Annotated in this window: 19 protein-coding genes, 1 tRNA gene and 1 pseudogene; 9 read left to right on the top strand and 12 right to left on the bottom strand. The window is 69.4% G+C overall.

The window, feature by feature from the left end:
• Positions 1 to 146: 146 nt before the first annotated feature.
• Together ACQPXB_RS43250 and ACQPXB_RS43245 are read left to right on the top strand one after the other, a co-directional pair.
• Complete coding sequence (locus tag ACQPXB_RS43250) at positions 147 to 1,079, top strand: hypothetical protein (protein ID WP_432847709.1); 933 nt, start codon at positions 147 to 149, stop codon at positions 1,077 to 1,079.
• Positions 1,080 to 1,122: 43 nt separating this feature from the next.
• The gene (locus ACQPXB_RS43245; RefSeq protein ID WP_432847707.1) at positions 1,123 to 1,986 is read left to right on the top strand and encodes an LLM class flavin-dependent oxidoreductase; all 864 of its coding nucleotides are present in this window, start codon (positions 1,123 to 1,125) and stop codon (positions 1,984 to 1,986) included.
• Between the two features lie 19 nt (positions 1,987 to 2,005).
• On the opposite strand, the gene ACQPXB_RS43240 is transcribed toward ACQPXB_RS43245, so the two are convergent.
• Positions 2,006 to 3,490: a S10 family peptidase gene (locus ACQPXB_RS43240; RefSeq protein ID WP_366585667.1), complete on the bottom strand. Its 1,485-nt coding sequence runs from the start codon at positions 3,488 to 3,490 to the stop codon at positions 2,006 to 2,008.
• Between the two features lie 40 nt (positions 3,491 to 3,530).
• On the opposite strand from ACQPXB_RS43240, the gene ACQPXB_RS43235 reads away from it, so the two are divergent.
• The 3 genes and pseudogenes from ACQPXB_RS43235 to ACQPXB_RS43225 all read left to right on the top strand — a co-directional run bounded on the left by ACQPXB_RS43235 (position 3,531) and on the right by ACQPXB_RS43225 (position 6,059).
• Positions 3,531 to 4,187 carry an endonuclease V gene (locus tag ACQPXB_RS43235; protein WP_432847704.1) on the top strand — a complete coding sequence of 219 codons (657 nt, stop codon included), beginning with the start codon at positions 3,531 to 3,533 and terminating at the stop codon, positions 4,185 to 4,187.
• Positions 4,187 to 4,649 (top strand): annotated as a pseudogene (locus ACQPXB_RS43230) (hypothetical protein). The gene ACQPXB_RS43235 and the pseudogene ACQPXB_RS43230 overlap by 1 nt, the downstream one beginning before the upstream one ends.
• 84 nt (positions 4,650 to 4,733) lie before the next feature.
• A complete protein-coding gene (locus ACQPXB_RS43225; RefSeq protein WP_366585671.1) occupies positions 4,734 to 6,059 on the top strand; it encodes an NAD(P)/FAD-dependent oxidoreductase in 1,326 nt (441 codons plus the stop codon).
• Between the two features lie 54 nt (positions 6,060 to 6,113).
• Here the strand turns inward: ACQPXB_RS43225 and ACQPXB_RS43220 are convergent, their stop codons facing one another.
• A complete protein-coding gene (locus ACQPXB_RS43220; RefSeq protein WP_432847702.1) occupies positions 6,114 to 7,838 on the bottom strand; it encodes a multicopper oxidase family protein in 1,725 nt (574 codons plus the stop codon).
• A gap of 50 nt (positions 7,839 to 7,888) precedes the next feature.
• On the opposite strand from ACQPXB_RS43220, the gene ACQPXB_RS43215 reads away from it, so the two are divergent.
• Positions 7,889 to 8,500: a TetR/AcrR family transcriptional regulator gene (locus tag ACQPXB_RS43215; RefSeq protein ID WP_432847701.1), complete on the top strand. Its 612-nt coding sequence runs from the start codon at positions 7,889 to 7,891 to the stop codon at positions 8,498 to 8,500.
• Positions 8,501 to 8,531: 31 nt separating this feature from the next.
• Positions 8,532 to 8,605 (top strand) — tRNA-Leu (locus tag ACQPXB_RS43210).
• Positions 8,606 to 9,235: 630 nt separating this feature from the next.
• Here the strand turns inward: ACQPXB_RS43210 and ACQPXB_RS43205 are convergent.
• The 5 genes from ACQPXB_RS43205 to ACQPXB_RS43185 all read right to left on the bottom strand — a co-directional run bounded on the left by ACQPXB_RS43205 (position 9,236) and on the right by ACQPXB_RS43185 (position 13,220).
• The gene (locus ACQPXB_RS43205) at positions 9,236 to 9,694 is read right to left on the bottom strand and encodes a hypothetical protein (protein ID WP_432847700.1); all 459 of its coding nucleotides are present in this window, start codon (positions 9,692 to 9,694) and stop codon (positions 9,236 to 9,238) included.
• A gap of 243 nt (positions 9,695 to 9,937) precedes the next feature.
• Entirely contained in the window at positions 9,938 to 10,204 is a 267-nt protein-coding gene (locus tag ACQPXB_RS43200; RefSeq protein WP_432847698.1) for a hypothetical protein, read from the bottom strand.
• Positions 10,205 to 10,331: 127 nt separating this feature from the next.
• Complete coding sequence (locus ACQPXB_RS43195) at positions 10,332 to 11,378, bottom strand: ABC transporter ATP-binding protein (RefSeq protein WP_432847696.1); 1,047 nt, start codon at positions 11,376 to 11,378, stop codon at positions 10,332 to 10,334.
• A 3-nt stretch (positions 11,379 to 11,381) separates the two neighbouring features.
• Positions 11,382 to 12,212, bottom strand: a complete 831-nt coding sequence (locus ACQPXB_RS43190) for an ABC transporter permease (RefSeq protein ID WP_366585683.1) — start codon at positions 12,210 to 12,212, stop codon at positions 11,382 to 11,384.
• The gene (locus ACQPXB_RS43185; protein WP_432847694.1) at positions 12,213 to 13,220 is read right to left on the bottom strand and encodes an extracellular solute-binding protein; all 1,008 of its coding nucleotides are present in this window, start codon (positions 13,218 to 13,220) and stop codon (positions 12,213 to 12,215) included.
• Between the two features lie 119 nt (positions 13,221 to 13,339).
• Here ACQPXB_RS43185 and ACQPXB_RS43180 point away from each other — a divergent pair, with 119 nt between their 5' ends.
• On the top strand, positions 13,340 to 14,125 hold the full coding sequence (locus tag ACQPXB_RS43180; RefSeq protein ID WP_432847692.1) for a TSUP family transporter: 786 nt from the start codon (positions 13,340 to 13,342) through the stop codon (positions 14,123 to 14,125).
• A gap of 38 nt (positions 14,126 to 14,163) precedes the next feature.
• On the opposite strand, the gene ACQPXB_RS43175 is transcribed toward ACQPXB_RS43180, so the two are convergent.
• The 5 genes from ACQPXB_RS43175 to ACQPXB_RS43155 form a co-directional block, all read right to left on the bottom strand.
• Entirely contained in the window at positions 14,164 to 14,562 is a 399-nt protein-coding gene (locus tag ACQPXB_RS43175; protein ID WP_366585689.1) for a TOBE domain-containing protein, read from the bottom strand.
• 143 nt (positions 14,563 to 14,705) lie between these two features.
• Entirely contained in the window at positions 14,706 to 15,857 is a 1,152-nt protein-coding gene (locus tag ACQPXB_RS43170) for an SPFH domain-containing protein (protein WP_432847690.1), read from the bottom strand.
• A 10-nt stretch (positions 15,858 to 15,867) separates the two neighbouring features.
• Entirely contained in the window at positions 15,868 to 16,095 is a 228-nt protein-coding gene (locus ACQPXB_RS43165; RefSeq protein ID WP_366585693.1) for a hypothetical protein, read from the bottom strand.
• A 466-nt stretch (positions 16,096 to 16,561) separates the two neighbouring features.
• Complete coding sequence (locus ACQPXB_RS43160) at positions 16,562 to 16,972, bottom strand: histone-like nucleoid-structuring protein Lsr2 (protein WP_360594053.1); 411 nt, start codon at positions 16,970 to 16,972, stop codon at positions 16,562 to 16,564.
• 386 nt (positions 16,973 to 17,358) lie between these two features.
• Positions 17,359 to 18,102 carry a DUF5134 domain-containing protein gene (locus ACQPXB_RS43155; protein ID WP_432847688.1) on the bottom strand — a complete coding sequence of 248 codons (744 nt, stop codon included), beginning with the start codon at positions 18,100 to 18,102 and terminating at the stop codon, positions 17,359 to 17,361.
• A 292-nt stretch (positions 18,103 to 18,394) separates the two neighbouring features.
• On the opposite strand from ACQPXB_RS43155, the gene ACQPXB_RS43150 reads away from it, so the two are divergent.
• Positions 18,395 to 20,317: a LamG-like jellyroll fold domain-containing protein gene (locus tag ACQPXB_RS43150; protein ID WP_432847686.1), complete on the top strand. Its 1,923-nt coding sequence runs from the start codon at positions 18,395 to 18,397 to the stop codon at positions 20,315 to 20,317.
• The last annotated feature ends 32 nt before the right edge of the window (positions 20,318 to 20,349 follow it).

The following is a 20,349-nucleotide window of genomic DNA, read 5'->3' as shown; positions in this document are numbered from 1 at the left end:
TGCAGCCGGAGTGACTCGAGCGTCCCCACCGGTGAATCGGCAGTAGGGGCATTGACACCACAAACCGGCGCACCCAACGATGGAGCCGGCGCGTCGAGTGCCGCGCCTGGGGGGTGGGGGCTGTGCGTTGTGGTGGGTGGGCCAAGGTGGCCGTGGTCGGGATGGTCGTGGCGGGGCTGATGGCCGGGGCCGGGGCGGCGAGCGCCGCGACCACCGTGCCGATCTCGGCGCCCGGGGGCTACGCGAGTGATCCGTCCGGTACGCCGGCCGCGGGGAAGCACACGCGGGCGCTCGGGGCGGCGGTCACGGTACCGGCCGGGGAGACGCGGTACGTCAGCAGCAAGCTGAACGTCACCGGCGCCGCGCAGGTCACGGAGGTGTCGCACCTCGTGTACTGCCGGCGGCCGGGGCAGACGGTGAACGCGGCGCAGCTGGTGAGCGGGCAGAACGTGCTCGCGAACACCGCGACGACGTTGCTCACCCGCGGGTTCGTGACGGCGCCGGTGGACAGTGCGCTGACGTGCGCGGTGTATGCGCAGTTCGTGAACCACGCGGCGAACGTCAGTGGCCACATCTCGGTGCTGGCGTCGTCGTACCTGCAGGACGTCGACGGGCCCATTGCCGCGGTGAAGCAGACGTTCAACGGCAAGGTGCTGGTGAACTCCTCAGCGACCGCGAACTCCGTCTCATTCACCGCGCCCGCCGGGGCGACGGCGGTGCAGGCGATCGGGGACGTGAACATCACCGTCTGCTACAACGCGGACAACGGGCTCTGCCAACGTTCGGCCGGCGCGCGCATGGACGGCGCGAACTCGCTGGTCGGCACGCAGCTCGTGGTGAACCAGCTCGACGCGAACGGCAACGTCTGCAACACCACCACCAACGGTCCCCTCGACGGCGTGACCGTGACGAACACCGTCCACCACTTCAAGATCAACACCTGGGTGACGAACGCCCCGATCGTCGCGGCGTGTTCGCGCGATTTCGTGGTGTACACCAGGGTTACCGCCAACGCGGCGCACAACTCGTTCCTGATCGAGGCCAACAACCAGAGCGTCGGCGCGGCTTTCGTGCCCTGAGCCGAGCGCTGCGGCGGGCGGCCGGGGGTTGCACACTGGCGGCATGCGGATCGGTATCGGAATTCCCAACACGGTGCCCGGCACGAGTGGGCCGGTGGTGCTCGAGTGGGCGCGCCGGGCGGAGCGGCGTGGGTTTGGGTTCGTGTCGACGATCGGGCGGGTGGCGTATCCGTCGCTGGACTCGCTGACGGCGCTGGCGGGTATGGCGGGGGCGACGAGCACCATCGGGCTGGTCACCAACGCGGTGCTGGGGCCGACGTATCCGGACGCGGTGCTCGCGAAGGTGGCCGGGACCGTGGCGTCGTTGGCGGAAGGGCGGCTGACGCTCGGGCTCGGCGTGGGGGCGCGGGAGTCGGATTACCTGCCGGTGGACCGGGATTTCGCCGGGCGGGGCGCGGCGTTCGATCGCCAGTTGAGCTACCTGAAGCGGGCGTGGCGCGGTGAAGCGGTGGCCGAAGGGGATTTCCCGGGCGAGAGCAGGGCCGTGGTGCCGGAGCCGCCGGGGATACCGATCCTGATCGGTGGGCACAGTAAACGCGCGGTGCGGCGGACGGTCGAGCACGCGGCCGGCTGGACGGGCGCCGGTGGTGGGCCGGCGCGAGCGGAGCCGACGGTGAAGGAGATCCGGCAAGCGTGGGCGGAAGCCGGCCGCGGAGGTGAACCGCGGTTGCTGGGGTTGGCGTATTTCTCGACGTCGCAGCCCGAGAGCGGCGACGAGTACCTGCGCTCCTACTACGCGTACGCCGGAGATCACGCCGACACGATCGCCGACGGAGCGGTGCGGACGCCGGAGAAGATCAGGGCCATCGTGCGGGACTTCGAAGCGGCGGGGCTGAACGAGCTCACGTTCACGCCGACCGTGGCGGATCCGGACGAGGTCGACCGGCTGGCCGACCTCGTCCTCTAGACCGAAACGCCCGAAACAATCACCGGTTCGAAGCCGACTTCACGAACTTCCCCAGATCCTTCGACTGCTGGATCCGCGTCGGTTCGTGCACGTACATCATGTGCCCGGCCGGGTAGTACGCCGTCTCGATGTTCTCGCGCAGTTCGTCCGGGATCTGCAGGTGGGCGAGCACGTGCTCGGACGCGAAGTACGCCGTGGCGCCGTCGTAGTGACCGAACGCGACGTGGACCTTCAGGTGCGGGTTCGCGCGCATGGCGGCGCTCACGGAGTCCACAACGGACACGAACCGGCCCTCAAAGTCCTTGTACGACCACGCCTTGAAGACATCGCCGGACAGGATCTCGTACGGCAGGTCGTTCTGGTACCCGAGCTCGGCGCGGATGTAGTGGTTGAAGCCCGCCGAGTAGGCGCCGATGATGCGCGAGATGGACGCGTCGTCGCTCATGTGCTCGCGGCCGCCGTCGACCTCCCACGTGGTGAAGCGGCCGTCCATGCGGCCGACGAGCAGGCCGCGGTCGCGCAGCAGCTCCGTGAAGAAGCGGACGTGCTCGATGCGCAGGTTGACCCGGTCCACATAGGACTCCGAAAGCCCCGTCAGTGAAGCGAGCGTAGCCACGGCCTCCGCCCGGTCCTGAGTGGACAGCCGTGCACCACGAGCCAGGGCCCACGGCAGTTCCTTCGACGCGAAGTCCTCGGCGTCGGCGAGCACGTCGTCGAGGGGCCGCTCGCCGTGGAAGCCGTGGTAGTGCGCGATGGCCGCGTAGGTGGGCACGTAGAGCGAGTACGGCAGGTCGTTGCCGTCTTGGAAGCGCAGCGTGCCCATGTCGAGCACGGACGAGATGAGCAGCAGCCCGTTGAGGTACAGGCCGTAGCGGTCCTGCAGGTGTCCGGCCAGCGCGGCCGCGCGCAGCGTGCCGTACGACTCGCCGGCCAGGAACTTCGGCGACAGCCAGCGCTCGTTGCGCGAGACCCACAGGCGGATGATCTCGGCGACCGACTCGATGTCGCCCTGGAACCCGGTGTAGTCCTTCGACTCGCCGCCCTCGGTCACGCGCGAGTAGCCCGTGGAGACCGGGTCGATGAACACCAGGTCGCTGTGCTGGAGGAGCGTCTCGGTGTTGTCCTCGAGGCCGTACGGCGGCGGCACCAGGTCGTCGACGTCACCCGAGAGCACCCGCCGCGGGCCCAGCAGGCCCATGTGCAGCCAGATGCTGGACGAGCCGGGGCCGCCGTTGAACGCGAACGTGACCGGGCGCGTGCCCGGGTCGGCGTCGTCGAGCGTGTACGCGGTGAGGAAGACCTCGGCCTTGGGCTTGTGGCCCTCCGACTTCCCGTCCTTCTGCACCTCCTGGCGCAGCACCACGCGACCGGCCTGCGCGGTGTAGGCCAGTTTGCGGCGTTTGACCGTGAGCGTGTGGTGCGTGGTCACGAGGTCGTCGACGGGCTCCGGCGGCTTCTCCGCGGTGGCCGGCTTTTCAGGGGTCTCTTCGGTGGTGTCCGACATGGACCCAACTTAGCCAACCTCGCTGTGGAAAGCTGACGGAATGCGCTGGCCCGCCACGATTCCCGAAGCCCGCGAGGCCCAGGACGCGCTCCGCGGCCGCGTGGACCTCACCGACGCCCGCCCGGCGCCGGCGACGGTGACCGGCCTCGACGTCGCCTACGACCCCGCCGGCACGCGCATCGCCGCCGCCGCGGTCACGCTCGCCCTCGACGACCTGCGCGTGGTCGAGGAACGCGTGGTGACCGGCGAGGTCACCTTCCCGTACGAGCCGGGCCTGTTCGCCTTCCGCGAGCTGCCGCCGCTGCTCGACGCCATCGCCGCGCTCACCCACCCGCCCGAGGTGTTCGCCTGCGACGGCCACGGCCTCGCCCACCCGCGGCGCTTCGGGCTCGCGTGCCACCTCGGGGTGCTCACGGGAACCCCGGCGTTCGGCGTCGGCAAGACCCGGCTCGTCGGCACGCACGCGGAGCCCGGCCCGCAACCCGGCGACACCGCGCCGCTGCTGGACGGCGACGAGCAGGTCGGCGCCGTCGTGCGCACGCGGCCCGGCGTGAAGCCGGTGTACGTCTCCGCGGGCCACCTGATCAACCTCGACCACGCCGTCCGGCTCACGCTCGCGTTGACCCCGCGCTACCGCCTGCCCGAGACGACGCGCGCCGCCGACCACCTCTGCCGCGCGGCCCTGGCCGGCCGCTGATGGACACCCTCGCGGAACTCGACGCCGCGGTCATCGAGTGCCGCGCGTGCCCGCGGCTGGTGGCGTGGCGCGAGAACGTGGCGGCCATGAAGCGCGCCGCCTACCTCGACGACGAGTACTGGGCCAAGCCCGTGCGCGGCTTCGGGCCGGCGAACGCCGCGCTGGCCGTGCGGACTCATCCTCCGCGGCACCCGTCTCGTCTCGCCCGTCCGCTGCGCGCCACCCGAGAACAAGCCGACGCCGGCCGAGCGCGACACCTGCCGCCACTGGCTCGCCGACGTGGGGTGGCCGGTGCCGTCGCCGAGGCCGGCGTTCGGCCACGGGACCGTCGTCGGGCTTGGTGACCTACAGCTGCACGGCTGTTACCACGTGTCACCCCGTAATGTCCAGACGGGCCGTGTGACTCACGCGATGGTGTGTGACGTGTTCGCCTCCGCGGCCAGGGCCGCAGGCCTCTTCTGAATCGTTACCGCCTGCATGGCGATGCTGGTCACAGCGGGGCGGGGTACCCGAGCGATACGGCTCGGCAAGTGCGACTATGGAGTCATGGCTGTTAAGTCGGAACCGACTCGGATCCTGATCCTCGGTGGTGGATACGTCGGCCTGTACACCGCGTACGGGCTCCAGAAGATGCTGCGCGCCAACGAGGCCTCCGTGACCGTCGTTGACCCTCAGCCGCACATGACCTACGCGCCGTTCCTGCCCGAGGCGGCGGCCGGCGCGATCGAACCCCGTCACGTGGTGGTGCCGCTGCGCCGCGTGCTCAAGCGCTGCCACGTGCTCACCGCGCGCGTGACGAAGATCGAGAACGAGCGCAAGGCCGTCACGGTCGAGGCCGCCGACGGCCACATCGAGACGCTGAACTACGACGTGCTCGTGGTCGCGCTCGGCGCCGTCGCCCGCATCCTCCCGATCCCGGGCCTGGCGGAGCAGGGCATCGCCTTCAAGACCATCGGCGAGGCCATCTACCTGCGCAACCACATCATGACCAAGCTCGACGAGGCGGCCAGCACCCTCGACCCCGAGCTGCGCAAGCGCCTGCTGACCTTCACGGTCGTCGGCGGCGGCTTCGCCGGCATCGAGGCGCTGGCCGAGCTCGAGGACATGACCCGGTTCGCGGTGGAGAACTACTACCCGAACATCAAGCCCGCCGACATCCGCTGGGTGCTCGTCGAGGCCGCCGGGCGGATCCTGCCCGAGGTGCGCGAGACGCTCGGCGTGTACACGGTGCAGCAGCTGGAGAAGCGCGGCATCGAGGTCTACCTGTCGACGGCGGCGAAGTCGTTCGAAAACGGTCACGTCGTGCTGTCGGACGGAACCGAGTTCGACACCGACACGCTCATCTGGACGGCCGGTGTGAAGGCCAACCCGGTGCTCGCCGACTCCGACCTGCCGCTCGACAAGCGCGGCCGCGTCGAGGCCACCGCCGCGATGCAGGTCGTCGGCCACCCCGAGGTGTGGACGGCGGGCGACAACGCCGCCATCCCCGACCTCTCGCGCACCGAGCAGGACCCGACGGCGACGTGCCCGCCCAACGCGCAGCACGCCGTGCGCCAGGCCACGCTGCTGGCCAAGAACATCATCAAGGTCCTGCGCGGCGGCCAGCCGAAGGACTACTTCCACAAGAACCTCGGTGCGGTCGCCAGCCTCGGCCTGCACAAGGGTGTCGCCGACGCGCTGAACCTGAAGATCAAGGGCTTCCCGGCCTGGCTCTTCCACCGCGCGTACCACCTCAAGGCGATGCCGACGTGGAACCGCAAGACGCGCATCCTGTTCGACTGGATGCTCGGCGGCCTGTTCCGCCGTGAGGTGATCTCGCTCGGGCAGATCAACAACCCGAAGGAAGAGTTCGCCCGGGTTTCGAAGGGCTGAGTGTTCCCACGCCGAAGCCGGACCTCCTCGACGGGAGGTCCGGCTTCGGTCGTCTTACGGTGCGACCAGGCGGTAGCGGGCCATCATGCAGTCGTCCTCGTGGTCGAGGATGTGGCAGTGCCAGACGTAGCCCTGCAGGTCCATGTTCATGCCGGGCATCGCTGTGGCGGCCGGGGTGAACGTCGCGTCCGGGTCGAAGCCGAGCTCGTCGGCCGTCGGGAAGTGCACGAGGAAGCGCGTGACGGTGTTCTGCGGACAGTTCACGGTGTCCTTCGGCCCCGCTTCCCACGGCGCGGGCGGCTGCGGCGGGCCGATGAGGAAGTCGTCCGGCGGCGGCGCCCATTCCGTGTGCAGGGGCGGGCGCGGGTTCGCCAGTGAGTAGGCGACCGGGTCGAACATCTGGCGGTTGAGCAGGTGCAGGTTCACCAGGTGCAGGTGCACGGGGTGGTCCTCGATGGTGAGGTTCACGACCTCCCACAGCTCCGTGGTGCCCTGGCGCGGCATCGCGATCGGGTCGTCCTCGAAGCACAGGTTGTTGAGCGACATGCCGATCGGCGGCCAGCGCGTGAGCTTGAGGTCCTGGGTGAGCGTGACGACGCGGCGGCGATCGGGCGCCGACGGCTTTTTCGTGACACGCAAGCGAGTCGGCAGTGCTTGCTGGTGACCTTTCGCGCCCGTGCTGGTGAACCGCACGACTTCGGGCAGTGGCTGCGCGCCGGTGACGAGGGCGATGAGCGCGGCTTCGGTCTGGTCGTTGATCAGGTCGACGTGCTCGCCCTTTTCGAGGTCCGAGAAGTCGACCACGAGGTCGGCGCGCTCGCCGGGCGTGAGGCGGATGTCGGTGGTGACGACGGGGGCGTCGAGCAGGCCGGCGTCGTTGCCGATCACGTGGAACGGGCGCCGGTCGCGGAAGAACAGGTGGTACGCGCGGAAGTTCGACGCGTTGAGCACCCGGAACCGGTACTGGCCGCGGGCGACCGCCGCGTACGGCGAGACCTTGCCGTTGACGGTCATGCGATCGCCGATCTGGCCGCCGTCCCAGTGGCCCTGCGGCACGAGGGTGAGGGTGCGGTAGTTGAGCGAGCCGTCGGCGTGGAAGCGGCGGTCGGCCAGGATCAGCGGGAGCTCGAACTCGCCGCTGGGCAGCCGCCACGCGTTGGTGCGGTCGCCGGTGTCGCCTTCGTCGCGCAGGAGGTACATGCCGGCGAGTCCCGCGTGGACGTTCAGGCGCGTGAGGCCCATGCCGTGGTCGTGGTACCAGAGACCGGCGGCGGGCTGGCGGTTTTCGTGGCGGTAGGTGCGGCTTTCGCCGGGGTGGAAGACGTCCATGGGGTGGCCGTCCATCTCGGGCGGCGTGACGGCGCCGTGCAGGTGGACCGAAGTGTGGGGCCTGGTGCGGCTTTCTTCGGACGCGCCGTCGAGCGTCGGGTCGACGTCTGCGGCGAAGAGGTGCTTGCCCAGGTTGTTGTCGAAGGTCAGCTCGAGGCGCTGGTTCGCGCGGGCCTCGATGGTGGGGCCGAGGTACTCGGCGCCGCCGTAGGACCAGGTGGGCGCGGGGGCGAGGTCGCGGTGGAAACGGTGGGTGGACTCAGCCATGGCGAGGCGCTGGTCGCCGCGGATCGTCTGCGGGATCGGGAGCTCGTCGACGTAGGGCGCGAGGTCGGGCGAGGGGAAGGTGCGGAGGTCCACGTCGGTTCGCGGTCTGGCCGGGATCGCGGCGGTGGCCGCGGTGGCCGCGGTGGCTTTGAACAGCCGTCGACGGGAAATGCCTTCTGCCATGGGAGGTTCCTGTCCAAGTGATAGTGATCTATCAGTTGGTAGTGTAGGGCATGCCCCCGCAGCCGCTGCGTGCTGACGCCGCCCGCAACGCCCGCCGCATCGTCGACGCCGCCTACTCGGTCTTCACCGCCGGCGGCGTCACCGTGCCGATGGAGGAGATCGCCGCGGCGGCCGGCGTCGGCGTCGCGACGCTGTACCGGCGATTCCCCCACAAGCAGGACCTGGTGCGCGCGGTGCTGGAGGCGCGGTTCGACGAGGCGATCGCGCCCGTGCTGTCCCGAGCCGCCTCCCTCGACGATCCGCGGGAGGGCGTTTACGTCGCACTGGAGGCCGCCGTCGGTCTGGCGGCCGCCGAGCAACCCCTGTTCGCCGCGGCCAACAACGTGGGCGCGCTGACGATGGACCTGGCCTGGCGCTTCTTCTCGCCGGTGGCCGCACTGGTGACCGCCGGGCAGGCCTCGGGGGTGTTCCGCCCGGACCTCGTGCCCGACGACGTCCCGCGTCTGGTGCTGATGCTGCTGGGCACGTTGCCGTCATTCCCCGCGGGCGCCTCGGAGGGCTGGCGGCGGTACCTGGACCTGCTGATGGACGCGCTCGGCCCGGTCGGCGCCTCGGAGCTCGCGCCGGCGTCCGCTGTGGCGGATCACACGCCGCACATCTGACGTCCCGCGGCGGCCCCGCTAAGGTGTCGGTGCCCCCGTAGCCCAACTGGCAGAGGCAGTCGACTTAAAATCGACCCAGTGCGGGTTCGAACCCCGTCGGGGGCACTGCCGGCGCAGGTCAGGGCGTTTCCCCTGGCTCTTCGTCAAGATCAACCCCCGGTTTATCCCGGGAATTGGCTGAGCCCCGTCGATCCACATGCTTTCCATCGCGATCGCGTTGTCACGAGAGACGACCGTGCGGCCCATGTAGACGTCCTGGGTGATCGATGGCCGGGCGTGCCCGAGCTGGTCGGCGATCTGGCGTGAGCTGAGCTTCGCGTCGTCAAGGCGGCCCCTCCGGGGCCGCTGAACACCGTGTTTAACCCGCGGGCAAGCGACCATCCGCCGGCGGGGCCGTCAACAGGTCTATTGATCAAGAGATGTCCTCGCCGGACGGGCAGGTCTCCAGGATGGTCGAGCCGAGCACGCCAGTTGCGTCCGTGTGTGCCTGTCGTCCATCCCGACCTCCCGCGGGCTATCAAGCCTGTCAAGGGCGCAGTCCCGAGGTATGCCGGCGGCAGGCAAGCCGGTGCGCCGTTGACAGGCTCGATCGGGCTGGCGCCAGTCGGCGGCATGGACGAAGAGGCCCTGCTTGTAGTTAATCTCGGAACTGGGTGTGTGCTGGCATGATCAGTACAACTAGCCCCGGCAGTGATGGACCAGCCGATGAGGACTTGGCTGTGCTGTCGTGTCGGATCAGAGCTGGTCGTTGTCCGAGTCGCGTGCCCATTGGTTGCGCGGCCGCAGACGCGAGAGGATCCTGAGGGCCTCGTCGCGGACCCCGTCGTCGTCATCGGCAGCGAGCTCGTGCAGTTGCTGGATCAGCCGATCCGCGCCTGCGGTCGTCATCCACTCCGGGTTGCAGTCCAGAGCGGCCACGAGCTCATCTCTGGTCGAGAACTCGACGGCTCGGCTGCTCCCCAGCAGCACGCAGCGCAGGCCAGCCGTGTCCTTGCGTGCGAGCAGGGCCTCCGCGGTCTCCTGGGTGACCGCGGAGTCTCGGAGATCCAAGAGGAGACGGTGGAGGACGTCCGTGATTCCGTCGATCTTGTCCGATGCCGCGAGCCGCCGACCGGCCGATGCGCGGACGGACCAGTCTGGGGAGTCGGCGTCCTGAGCGGCGGCGGTCAGTTCTTGATCGTCGGGAGACGCCATGCCCCAGCCTTCCAGGGACGTCGTTGATCTTCACTCGATTTCCTAGGCCCTCACTGAGTAGGTGACCGGTGAGTCGCTGGATTGCCAGTCAACTGCCAGAAATCAATGCCAGAAGTCGACAACGGTTGGCGCACAGCGGCAGAGGTAGGAACCAGACCAGAACGTCAGGGGTTCGAATCTCTAGGCCCGTACCGACACAGTCCTGCCTCACAGTGCCGGACTGCTGCCCGCGAAAGCCGCAAGTCACCGGGCACGTCGACTCCTTATCTCGACAAGCCAGTCCCGCACCTGGCTGTCGTCATGCAGGTAATCCCCGCCAGGCCCATGACGCAGATCGATTCCGAAGAGAAGTTGCAAGGCCCACAGGCTCAGCTCATCCCACGAGAGACCGTCATCAGTCAGCCACCGACCAGCCCACCGGTCGGCAGCGTCACGGCTCATTCGCCCGTCAAGAAGCGCGACGAAATGCGCCTCGATCTCGTCCAAGTCCGGCTGCTCACCAGCGATCACGCATCGACCGTACCCGCCGTCGTGGCTGGTGAGCGCCAACAATGCTTGACGACACTCGGCAGTCGCCGATGTGGACCGAAAATCGACCCGGCGCAGGTCAGAAGCGCGACCAGGGGCGTAATCAAGATCAAGCCCTCCTCGGGGGCGAAGGTGTTGGTTCGATGATGCGCAGCGCGTGGCGGGGCACGGTGACTTCCACTTCGCCGTTGAGCTCGTCGAGGTCGCGGTGCAGCACGAGCGCGGTGAGCGGCGGGGTGGTGGCTAGCAGGACCCGGGCGAGCGGAATGGTCCGGACCACATCGAGGACGCGGGCCCGTGCTCGCAGCGCCGGGGACGGGCGCGGGCCTGGGCTGCCGAGGACGACTTCTTCCGGCCGGTAGTACACCGTTCCCCGCGTCGCGCCGTTGCCGGGGGCCGTGGGGTTGATCGGCAGGTCGCCGACGTGCAGGCCGTTGGTGTCGTGGCGTGCGGGGCCGAGGGCGGTCCAGCCGAGCAGGCGCGCGGTGACCGCGTCGGTGGGGTGGCGGGTCAGGTCGGCTGTGGGGCCGGTCTGGCGGAGGGTGCCGGCGTCGAGGATGGCCAGGTCGTCGGCGAGGCGGAGTGCTTCGTCGCGGTCGTGCGTGACGTGGATGGCGGGCACGGCCAGGTCGCGCAGCGTCGCGCGCAGTACCTCGCGCAGCTCCTCCCGGACGGGCTGGTCGAGTGCCGAGAGCGGTTCGTCCAGCAGGAGGGCGGCCGGTCGGGCGGCGAGGGCGCGGGCCAGCGCGACCCGTTGCCGTTCCCCGCCGCTGAGTGAGCGAGGCGCGCGGCGGGCGAGGTGGGCGATGCCGAACCGCGCGAGCAGTTCCCCCACTTCCGGGGTGCGCCGGTGGCCGCGCAACGCGGGGGCGAAGCCGACGTTGTCGCGAACGGACAGATGGGGAAACAGGGCGGCGTCCTGGAACACCACGCCGATGCGGCGAAGGTCGGCGGGCAGGCCGGTGATGTCCTCGCCGTCGAGGCGCACCCGCCCGCGCCGCGGCGTGCGGAAGCCGGCGATGGTGTCGAGCAGCATGCTCTTGCCCGCGCCCGAGGGGCCGAGCACGACCAGGACGCGGCCGGCGGGCACGGTGAGGTCCAGCGGCCCGAGCCGGAAAGAGCCCGCTCGGGTGAGCAGGTCGGTGACGGTGAGCACGCGTCACCGCCGGGGCCGGGTGCTGCCGACGAGCCACCCGGAGGCGAGCGTGCGCAGCACGAGGAACGTGGCCAGGGCGACGAGCAGGAGCAGCACCGCCGCCGACGCGGACTCGGCGAGCCCCGAGGACAGGAACAGGTTGTAGATCGCCACCGGGGCGGTGGCCGGGTAGTAGGCGAGGATGACGACGGCGCCGAACTCGCTGATCGAGCGGGCGTACACGAGCACCGCGCCGGTCAGGACTCCGCGCCAAGCCAGCGGGAGGCTGACCCGCCGGAACGTCTGGCCCGGCGAGGCGCCCAGGCTTCGGGCGGCACGTTCCACGTTCGGGTCAAGGGCTTCGAACGCGACCCGCGCGCTGTTGACGGCGAACGGCGCGCTGACGAACAGCATCGCCACGATGATCCCGGCTTGCGTGCCGTAGAACGACAATCCGATGGCCTGCGACGGGGCGCCGAGCCAGCCCGTGCGGCCGAACACGAACAGCAGGGCGATCCCGGCGACCGTGTGCGGAACCGCCAGCGGCAGGTCCACGATCGCCTGCACCAGCGCGTGTCCAGGGAACCGCCGCCGGGCCAGCAGGTAGGCGAGCGGGACACCCAGCACCGTCGCGACCACGGCGGTGATCGCGGCGTCCTGAACGCTCAGCACCAGCGCGTCGAGGATCTCGTCGTCGGCCGCGGCGTCCCGGAGACTTCCGGGCGAGGTGGCAGTGACGAGGCCGAGTACGGGCAGCAGGATGAACCCCAGCAGCAGCCCGCTCGCGACCCACAGCCCTGCCGAGAACAACCCGTGCACCCGCCGCGGCGCCGCGCGGCCGACCGTCTCGTTCATTCAGCCCCCGGGCAGCGTGGCCGGGACCGTCTGCGGCCGCACCGACGCGGGCACTTGCGCGCCGTCGGCGACCCCGGCGACCGCCGGGTTGACCACGGTGAACCCGTTGTCGGACATGATCTTCTGACCCGCCGGCGAGAGGACGAACTCGACGAACCTCAGGCCCGCCGTCGCGTTGGGCGCGTTGGTCGGCACGGTCAGCGCGTACACGATCGGCTTGCCCGTCCGTGGCCCTGAGGACGTCGGCACGCTGACCGTCGCGTACGCCGCGGCTTGCGCCGGGTCGGACAGGTCGATCTGGCTGGGCAAGTCCAGGAACCGCAAGTGGTGCTGCAACGCGTCGGACCGGTAGATCCCGAGGTAGTCGATCTGCCCGGTGGAAACCGCCGGTAGCAGCTGCGTTTCGGTGCCGACCATCGTCTCGGGCGGGGAGTTCGCCAGCACCGCGGCTGACAGATTCGGCTGGTGGTAATGGTTCTGCGCCAGCGCGAGCATCTGCAACGTCTGATACCCCGACGGATCGGTGTCCGGATTGGACCGTCCGATCCGGACTCCCGACTGAGCCAGCACCTGGAACCAGTTGTCCGCCGTCAGGCCGGCGGCACCTTTGCTCTGGTCGGTGTAGGCGAAGGTGATGCGGTTCGAGGCGAACCCGACGTACCAGTTCGCGAACTGCGTGCCGTACATCTTCGACGGGATCAGCGAGTAGTCCGCCACACCCAGCACGTCGACCGGGTTGTGCAGCTCGGTGATGCCCCGCACCACCTCGACGCTCCCGGCGAAGCGCGACTGCACCGTCACACCGGGGTTCTCCGCCTTGAACGCCGCGATCATGGCCGTGAACGGCTTGGCCAACGTGCCCGCCCCGTTCACGATCAACGTGCCGGTGACCGGCACGGCGGAACCACCCGCCGGAGCCGCCGGAGCCGGCGGCGACGACCCACACGCCGCCACCACAGCCGCCGCCGCACCGATTGCCAGGAACCTGAGCCCGAAGCCACGTCGCATCGTGCGCCCTCCTGCCGCGTCGCAGAGTGAGCAAGGCTACCGACCGTGAGGTCCGGACGACAGCGCCGAACAGTCCACACTTCACAATCAGGACACACGCAAGGACGGGAAGGACAGCAGTGAGCTGGTCGACGGAGGTGCTCGCGTTCGTCGCGGGCTTGATCATCTCGACGGTGACCGCTCCCGTCGGCGTGTCCGGCGCCGTCTTCCTCCTGCCCGTGCAGGTCAGCGTCCTGGGCGTCCCGAGCCCGGCGGTCACCCCGACGAACCTGCTTTTCAACGTCGTCGCCGGCCCGGGCGCGCTCGTCCGGCACCGCCGCAACGTCCACCTCCGCGGCCCGCTGACCCGGCTGCTGCTGGCCGGTACCGTTCCCGGCGTCGTGATCGGAGCCGTCATCCGCGTGTTCGCGGTGCCCGGCCCCGGCGTGTTCCGGCTCCTGGTCGCGGCCTTCCTGGTTCCCCTCGGCCTGTCGCTTTGCGTTCGCGCGCTGCGTCCGGCCGAGCACCACGCCGATACGCCGCCGTCGCCGCGCGCGACCGTCGCGCTGGCCCTGGTGGTCGGCATCGTGGGCGGGATCTACGGGATCGGTGGCGGCTCGCTCCTCAGCCCGATCCTCGTCAGCCGCGGAGTGCCCGTCGCCACCGCCGCCCCGGCCGCACTCGCCTCCACCTTCGTCACATCACTCGTCGGCGCCATGTCGTTCGCGCTGCTCGCGATGACCTCGACCGGCGACATCGCTCCCGACTGGTTTGTCGGCCTCGCCTGCGGCCTCGGCGGCTTGTTCGGTGGCTATCTCGGCACCCGCTTGCAGCCCCGGCTCCCCGAAACCGGCCTCCGCCTCCTGCTCGGCATCCTCGCCCTGGGCATCGGCGCGCTCTACGTCGTCCAAGCCATGCTCGGCTGAATCCCGGCGCGACCGGAATCCGTCCGGTGCCTGGCCGATCAGGTGTTCGGAGTTTCGACGACCACGGTGGTCGCCTTGATCACCGCGACAGCCACCGAACCCGGCTCGAGGCGAAGTTCCCGCACCGCCTCGGTGCTCATCAAGGAAACCACGCGGTCCCGGCCGCACTGGATCTCGACTTGCGCCATGACGTTGTCGGCGACGATCGAGGTGACCAGCCCGACCAGCCGGTTGCGCGCCGAACTCCCCACGGCAGTCGGGTCGGGAGCGGAGTCGCCCTGGCTGCGAGCGAACTTCGCCAGCTCCCCACCGTCGATCACGGACCGCTTGCCCCGATCCTTGGTCGCGGTGAGCGCCCCGGCGTCGATGTGGCGCCGGATCGTGTCGTCACTCACGCCCAGCAGCCTCGCTGCCTCGGAAATCCGGTACTGCGGCATCCGGGAAGCATAGACGCGAGGCGGCCGGTGGGCATTCGGCACGGAGCCGGGTGACGCGGACTTGGGCGTGAGGGGCGTTTCGTGGCCTGGCTCTTCGAGAATCGGGCCAGGCCACGAAAATTGTCAGAACGCGTGCTCGTGCGTCAGCTCGTGACGGCGTGGTTGTTCTCGCGTTCCGCGGGGCCGTTGTCCGGTGCAGGCTGGGGCGTGCCGGAGTCGGTGACGGTCTTCTTCACGGAATCGAGGATGGCCAGGCCCTGGCCGACGAGGCCGGCCGCGACCTGGCCGAGGCCGTCGGCTCCATTGAGGACGGTGACGTTCGCGCCGCTGAGGCCCGCGGCGGCTTCCTTCACGATCTGGGGCAGCTGCTCGATGAGGAGCCGGTCGAGGGCGACGCGGTTGTGGGACGCGGCGGCGGCGGCCGTGACCTCCGTGGCCTCGGCGTCGGCGCGGGCCATGATGCGGACCTGTTCGGCGCGGGCCTCGGCGGGTTTGACGACCTCGGCAACCAGTTGTTGCTGGCGCAGCAGCGCTTCCCGTTGTGCCAGTTCGGTCCTGGCGTCGATCACCTCGCGTTGGGCCATGGCCTGGGCCAGCGGACCGGCCTGCGCGGCTTCGGCCTGAGCTTTATCGACTTCGGCCTTGTACTGCGCCTGCACGACGGAGGTCTGCCGTGCGTACTCCGCCTGCCGCCGTTGCGATTCCTGCTCCGCCTCGGCCGCGGCCTGGTCCGCGCGGGCCTGGGCGATCTGGGCCTCGCGCTGGATGGCCGCGTTGTGCGGTGCGGCCATGGCGGCGATGTAGCCGAGTTTCATGTCGTCGATCGACTGGATCTGCAGGGAATCGATGGTCAGGCCGATTTTCGCCATTTCCGCGGCCGATCCGTCGAGGACCTCGGTCGCGAGCTTCTGGCGCTCGGTGACGATCTCCTCCACGGTCATCGAGCCGACGATCGAACGCAGGTGACCGGCGAAGATACGGCCGGTCAGGACCGACATCTGCTGCTGGTCGGACAGGAACCGCTGGCCGGCGTTGACGATGCTCTCGGTGTCGTTGCCGACCTTGAACGCGATGACCGCGCGGACGTTGAGCGCGATGGCCTGCTTGGTCACGCAGGTTTCGGACACCTCGGCTTCGGACATACTGAGCGTCAGGAACCGCACTTTCCGGAAGAACGGCATGACGAACGCGCCGTGCCCGGTGACCACCCGGAACGGCGTCTCTCCCGTGCCGCTGCTCTTGCCACCGGAAATGAGCATCGCCTCGTCGGGTGCGGGCACGCGGTAACCGAACATCGTCGTTCTCCTAGCTGCTGGTGAAGGGATCCGTCCAGGCGATGACCTCGACGGCACGATGGGGGAGGGATTCGACGACGAGCACGGTCGTGCCCTTCGCGAGCGGCACCTCGGAGTAGGCCCGGTAGGTCTCGGTGCCGCCGCGGATCCGGACCAGGACCTCACCGGGGCCTTCCGGCCCGCGGGTGCCGATGAGCAGCACGCCGGTCCGCCCCTGCGGCGACCGATCGGCGTGCATTACCCGACACCTCCGGACAACTCGGGCGTGGTGTCCCACCTGCTTGGGTCCAGAGCCGGCGGCACCGGTGCGGCACCATGGGAACGATCGGTGAAGTGTCCCACGGCGGCACACCGGCCACCAGGGCACAACTGCGCCACGTCGGCGTCGGAGTTGTTGCGATTCGCGGGGCGCGGGGGGATCGGGGGCTGTGCAAACGTCGGCGGAAGGGGCACGCCGGACACGTTCGGGCAGCTGGTGATGGCGGGGCGCGGGGCTGGTTCCGGTGGGTGGAACGTCGTCGCGCTTGATCGACCGGGCTGAGGTGGAACTGTGCGAGTTCGGATCTTGTTTACGCGATCGGTACCGGTTCGGCGGAAACCGTCGCGGGGGTGGCGATCCACTGTGGACCGACTGGCGCCGGCTCGTTGACGAACGGGGGGTCCGTTGTCAACGAGCCGGCACCTCGGTCAGCGGGCTCGCCGTACTACTTCTTGGCGGCGGCGACCTTCTTGCGCGCCGGGCGCTTGCGGGCCGGCGCCGAGGGCTTGGCGGCTTCGAGCTCGGCCTGCTCGTAGGCACTCACGACGTCGGACGGGATGCGGCCGCGCTCGGAGATCTGGTAGCCGTTTTCGTTGGCCCACGCGCGGATCGTGCGCGAGCGCTCGCGGTCGGCCGGGGTGGCCGCCGTCGGCTGCCCCGCGGCGACGCGCACCTTGCGGCCGCCGGTCTTGCGGGCCGCACCGATGTAGCGCGCGAGCTCATCGCGCAGCGCGGCGGCGTTGTCGTCGGACAGGTCGATCTCGTAGCTGACACCGTCGAGTCCGAAGGGGACTGTCTGGGTGGCCGGGCTGCCGTCGATGTCGTCCAGCATTTCGACGAGAACCTTCTGGGCCATGAGTGCTCCTTTGAAATTGGCGTGCATGCTGACCGTGACCAGGCGCACGAATGTGGCGATCGTTTGTGATCGTAGCATCGAATGGTCGGGGAAATGCAGGCACCGAAACTGTCGGGGAAACTCCCGGTGCGGTTGAGGCGGTGTCGCGGGTCAGGAAACGTCGACGGAAGGTGACCAAAAGGTCTCGAACTGCTCCGTCACGCCGTGGTACTGGCCGGCCCGGCGTGCCTTCATGGACGAAACCGCAGCGATCGCGCGGGCTTTGGCGGCCATCGTGCTCCGCCGGACGGAGTGGGCGGTCCACTGCGCGGTCAGCCGTCGAGTTGCAGAGAGCACGAGTGCTCGCATTACGGGCACAGGAACAGGTTTACGCCGAGATCGCCGTCTCAGCCGGACGCGACGAGCGCGCAAGCCATTCCGAGGCTCATGCCCGCGCGGGACAACGCGTGGGTTGGGTCCGTGCGCCACGCGGGGACCGTGTGGGCGGCTTCGAGGAGGAACCACGCGGCCGCGGCGAAGGTGATGGGGGTCCACCAGCCGTGGCCCATGGTGGGCATGGTGAGCCACGGGCCGTGGTCGTGTGCGGGATGTGGCATGGCGGTGAGCATGAACAGCATCGTCGTGATGGGGGCGACGTGGTGGAGGCGGCGGGTCGTGAGGAACCAGCCCAGGGTGAGCAGGAGCACGGCCTGCCAGCCGGCGGCGGGGATGGGGGCGCCGACGGGACAGGTCATGGCGATCATCGCGGAGCAGAGGACGAGTTCGGCCACGGAGTCGGAGCGGGTCGGCGGCCGGTGCGACGACGAGGCGTTGGCGGGCAACGGCGAGCCGCCGGCGTTGGCGGGCAACGGCAGGCCCGCGGCGATGGCGGGCGACGCCGAGCCGCCGGCGTTGGCAGGCAACGGCGAGCCCTCAGTGTCGGCGGGCGACGACGGCCCCACAGTGTTGGCGGGCAACGATGAACCCACGCCACACGACAACGCCTGACCACCGTGGACATCCACTGGAGACTCGCGCCGCCCAGTGACCTCCGCCGGAGCAGCAGGAAGCCCACGCCAGAGCTCCGCCAGTGGCACCCACGCCAGCGCGGCGAACGCGGCCGTCAGCAGCCAGGACAGGGACGCCGGCACGAGGGGGACCCCTTCCACCGGAGGTGATCGAAACGAGTACCCGGTAGACCACGCACAGTCGCGATTCGTGACAGCCGGCGGGAAATGCCCCCGGACGAGACAGGAATTGTCGAAAACGAAAGGGCAGACCCGTTGCCCGCCAGGCCCACCGGCCGTGACCTGCGTCTCAAGGGCGCGCGACGTAAGGGAGCCGACGTGAACAGGCCACCTGGTGTTCGTGTTGGCTCAAACAGCCGTGAATAGCGTCCGGGGCGCTGAAGAATTCTCCCTGGAAACCTGAATGGGGTAGACCATGCGCGAAAACCAGGTGGGCCCGAACCGACGGTCCTTCCTGCGCAACGCGGGACTCGCCGGCGTCGGCGCCACGGCGCTGGGTGCGCTCGGTGTCGCACCGGCCCAGGCCGACACCGCGAACACCGCCAACAGAGGCACCGGCAGATGGAACCCGGACGGCGAGAGCCTCCAGTTCACCGTCGCCGTGATGCCGGACACCCAGTACCTCTACTGGGGCAGCCAGAACAGCATCAACCCGGAGCCGCAGGAAGCCTCGTTCCGGTACGTGATCGAGAACAGCGGCACGCCGAACAACAACATCGTGTTCATGGCGCACCTCGGTGACGTCACGCAGGACGCCGACGTCACGTCTTTCCAGGCCGTGGACAAGACGTTCAAGATCCTCGACAAGGCGAACGTCGCCTACAGCGTGCTCGCCGGCAACCACGACGTGTCCGGGGACGACACCCGCGGCAACACGCCGTACCTGCAGGCGATGGGCCCGCAGCGCTTCAAGGGCCAGAAGTCGTTCGTCGGCTCGGACGCGAGCGGCTACAACACCGCGCACACGTTCCACGCGGCCGGGCGTGACTGGTTGCTGCTGGCCATGGACTGGCGTACGTCGGCCGCCGGGTTCGCGTGGGCGAACCAGGTCATCAAGGCGCACCCGAAGATGCCGGTGATCCTGACCTGCCACGAGATCGTCGCGCCGACCTACGGCGACGAGGTGTACCCGTACGAGTCGGGCGACCCCGAGAACAACGCCGAGATCACCGACTACGGCCAGACGGTGTGGAACTCGCTGATCAAGGACAACGACCAGATCTTCCTCACGCTCAACGGCCACTACTGGCCCTCGGGCCGCATCACGAAGAAGAACACGGCCGGCAACGACGTGCACCTGCACATCACGAACTACCAGAACCGCTACATGAGCGGTGGCGGCATGCTGCGCCTGTACCACTTCGACCTCGAGCGCAACACCATCGACGTCGAGACGATCTCGCCGTGGATCCTGGAGAAGGACCCGGCGAAGCGCAACCGCCTCGAGGTCATGGAGTCGCGGCTGACCACCGCCGTCGACCGGTTCTCGATGCCGTTCGACTTCGAGCAGCGCTTCTCCGGCTTCATCCCGGTGAAGACGCGCGCGGCTCGCGGGGCCAACAAGGTCCTGCTGCCCGGCACGCTCGCGTACTGGCGCTTCGACGGCAACCACGCCGCCGCCGGCAGCCCGGTCACCACGACCCAGAAGGTCAAGGACCTGTCCGGCAACGGCAACGACCTCACGCTGGCCTCGGTGCCCGGCACCGTTCCCGGTGCGCTGACCTGGTCCGACGACCACCACCCCGACCAGCCGGGCCACGCCAGCCTGCGCTTCGTCGGCGGCAAGAACCCGCTGCACGGCGCGTACCTCACCACCGCGGCGAAGGCGGCGCTGAACGCCGAGACGTTCAAGCAGGGCTACACGATCGAGACGTTCGTGAAGATCCCGCGCGACTGGGACGGCGGCAACAACGGCAACATGCCGGTGCTGGTCCGCCGCGGCGCGGCCGGCGACGCGGGCAAGCACGGCAAGAACACCGACCCCAAGGAGCCGGTGGCCCAGCTCATGACCACGAACAACGGTCGTGAACTGCTGTTCAACTGCTACCCGCTCAGCCAGACCTACCCGACCACCAACTGGAGCCACGGCATGCCCGAGGATCAGTGGTGGCACCTCGCGGTGGTCAACGACGGTCACCACACCAAGGCGTACATCGAAAGCTCGCTGGTGGCCGACAACCCGTTCACCGACTCGGTCGGCATCGCCTCGCTCGGCCTCACTTGGCTGCTCGGCGGCCACGAGTACGGCGGCGCGATCGACAACGTGTTCCACGGCTGGATCGGTGACGTCCGCATCGTCAACCGGGCGCTGCGCCTGGACGAGTTCATGACCCACTGATCCGCCGGCAGCGGGTGGTCATCGGCGCCCAC

Origin of the sequence: Amycolatopsis sp. CA-161197 (assembly GCF_050942255.1) — a bacterium.
In the GTDB taxonomy this organism is placed as follows: Bacteria; Actinomycetota; Actinomycetes; order Mycobacteriales; family Pseudonocardiaceae; genus Amycolatopsis.
This window is presented reverse-complemented; position numbering and strand designations above follow the sequence as displayed.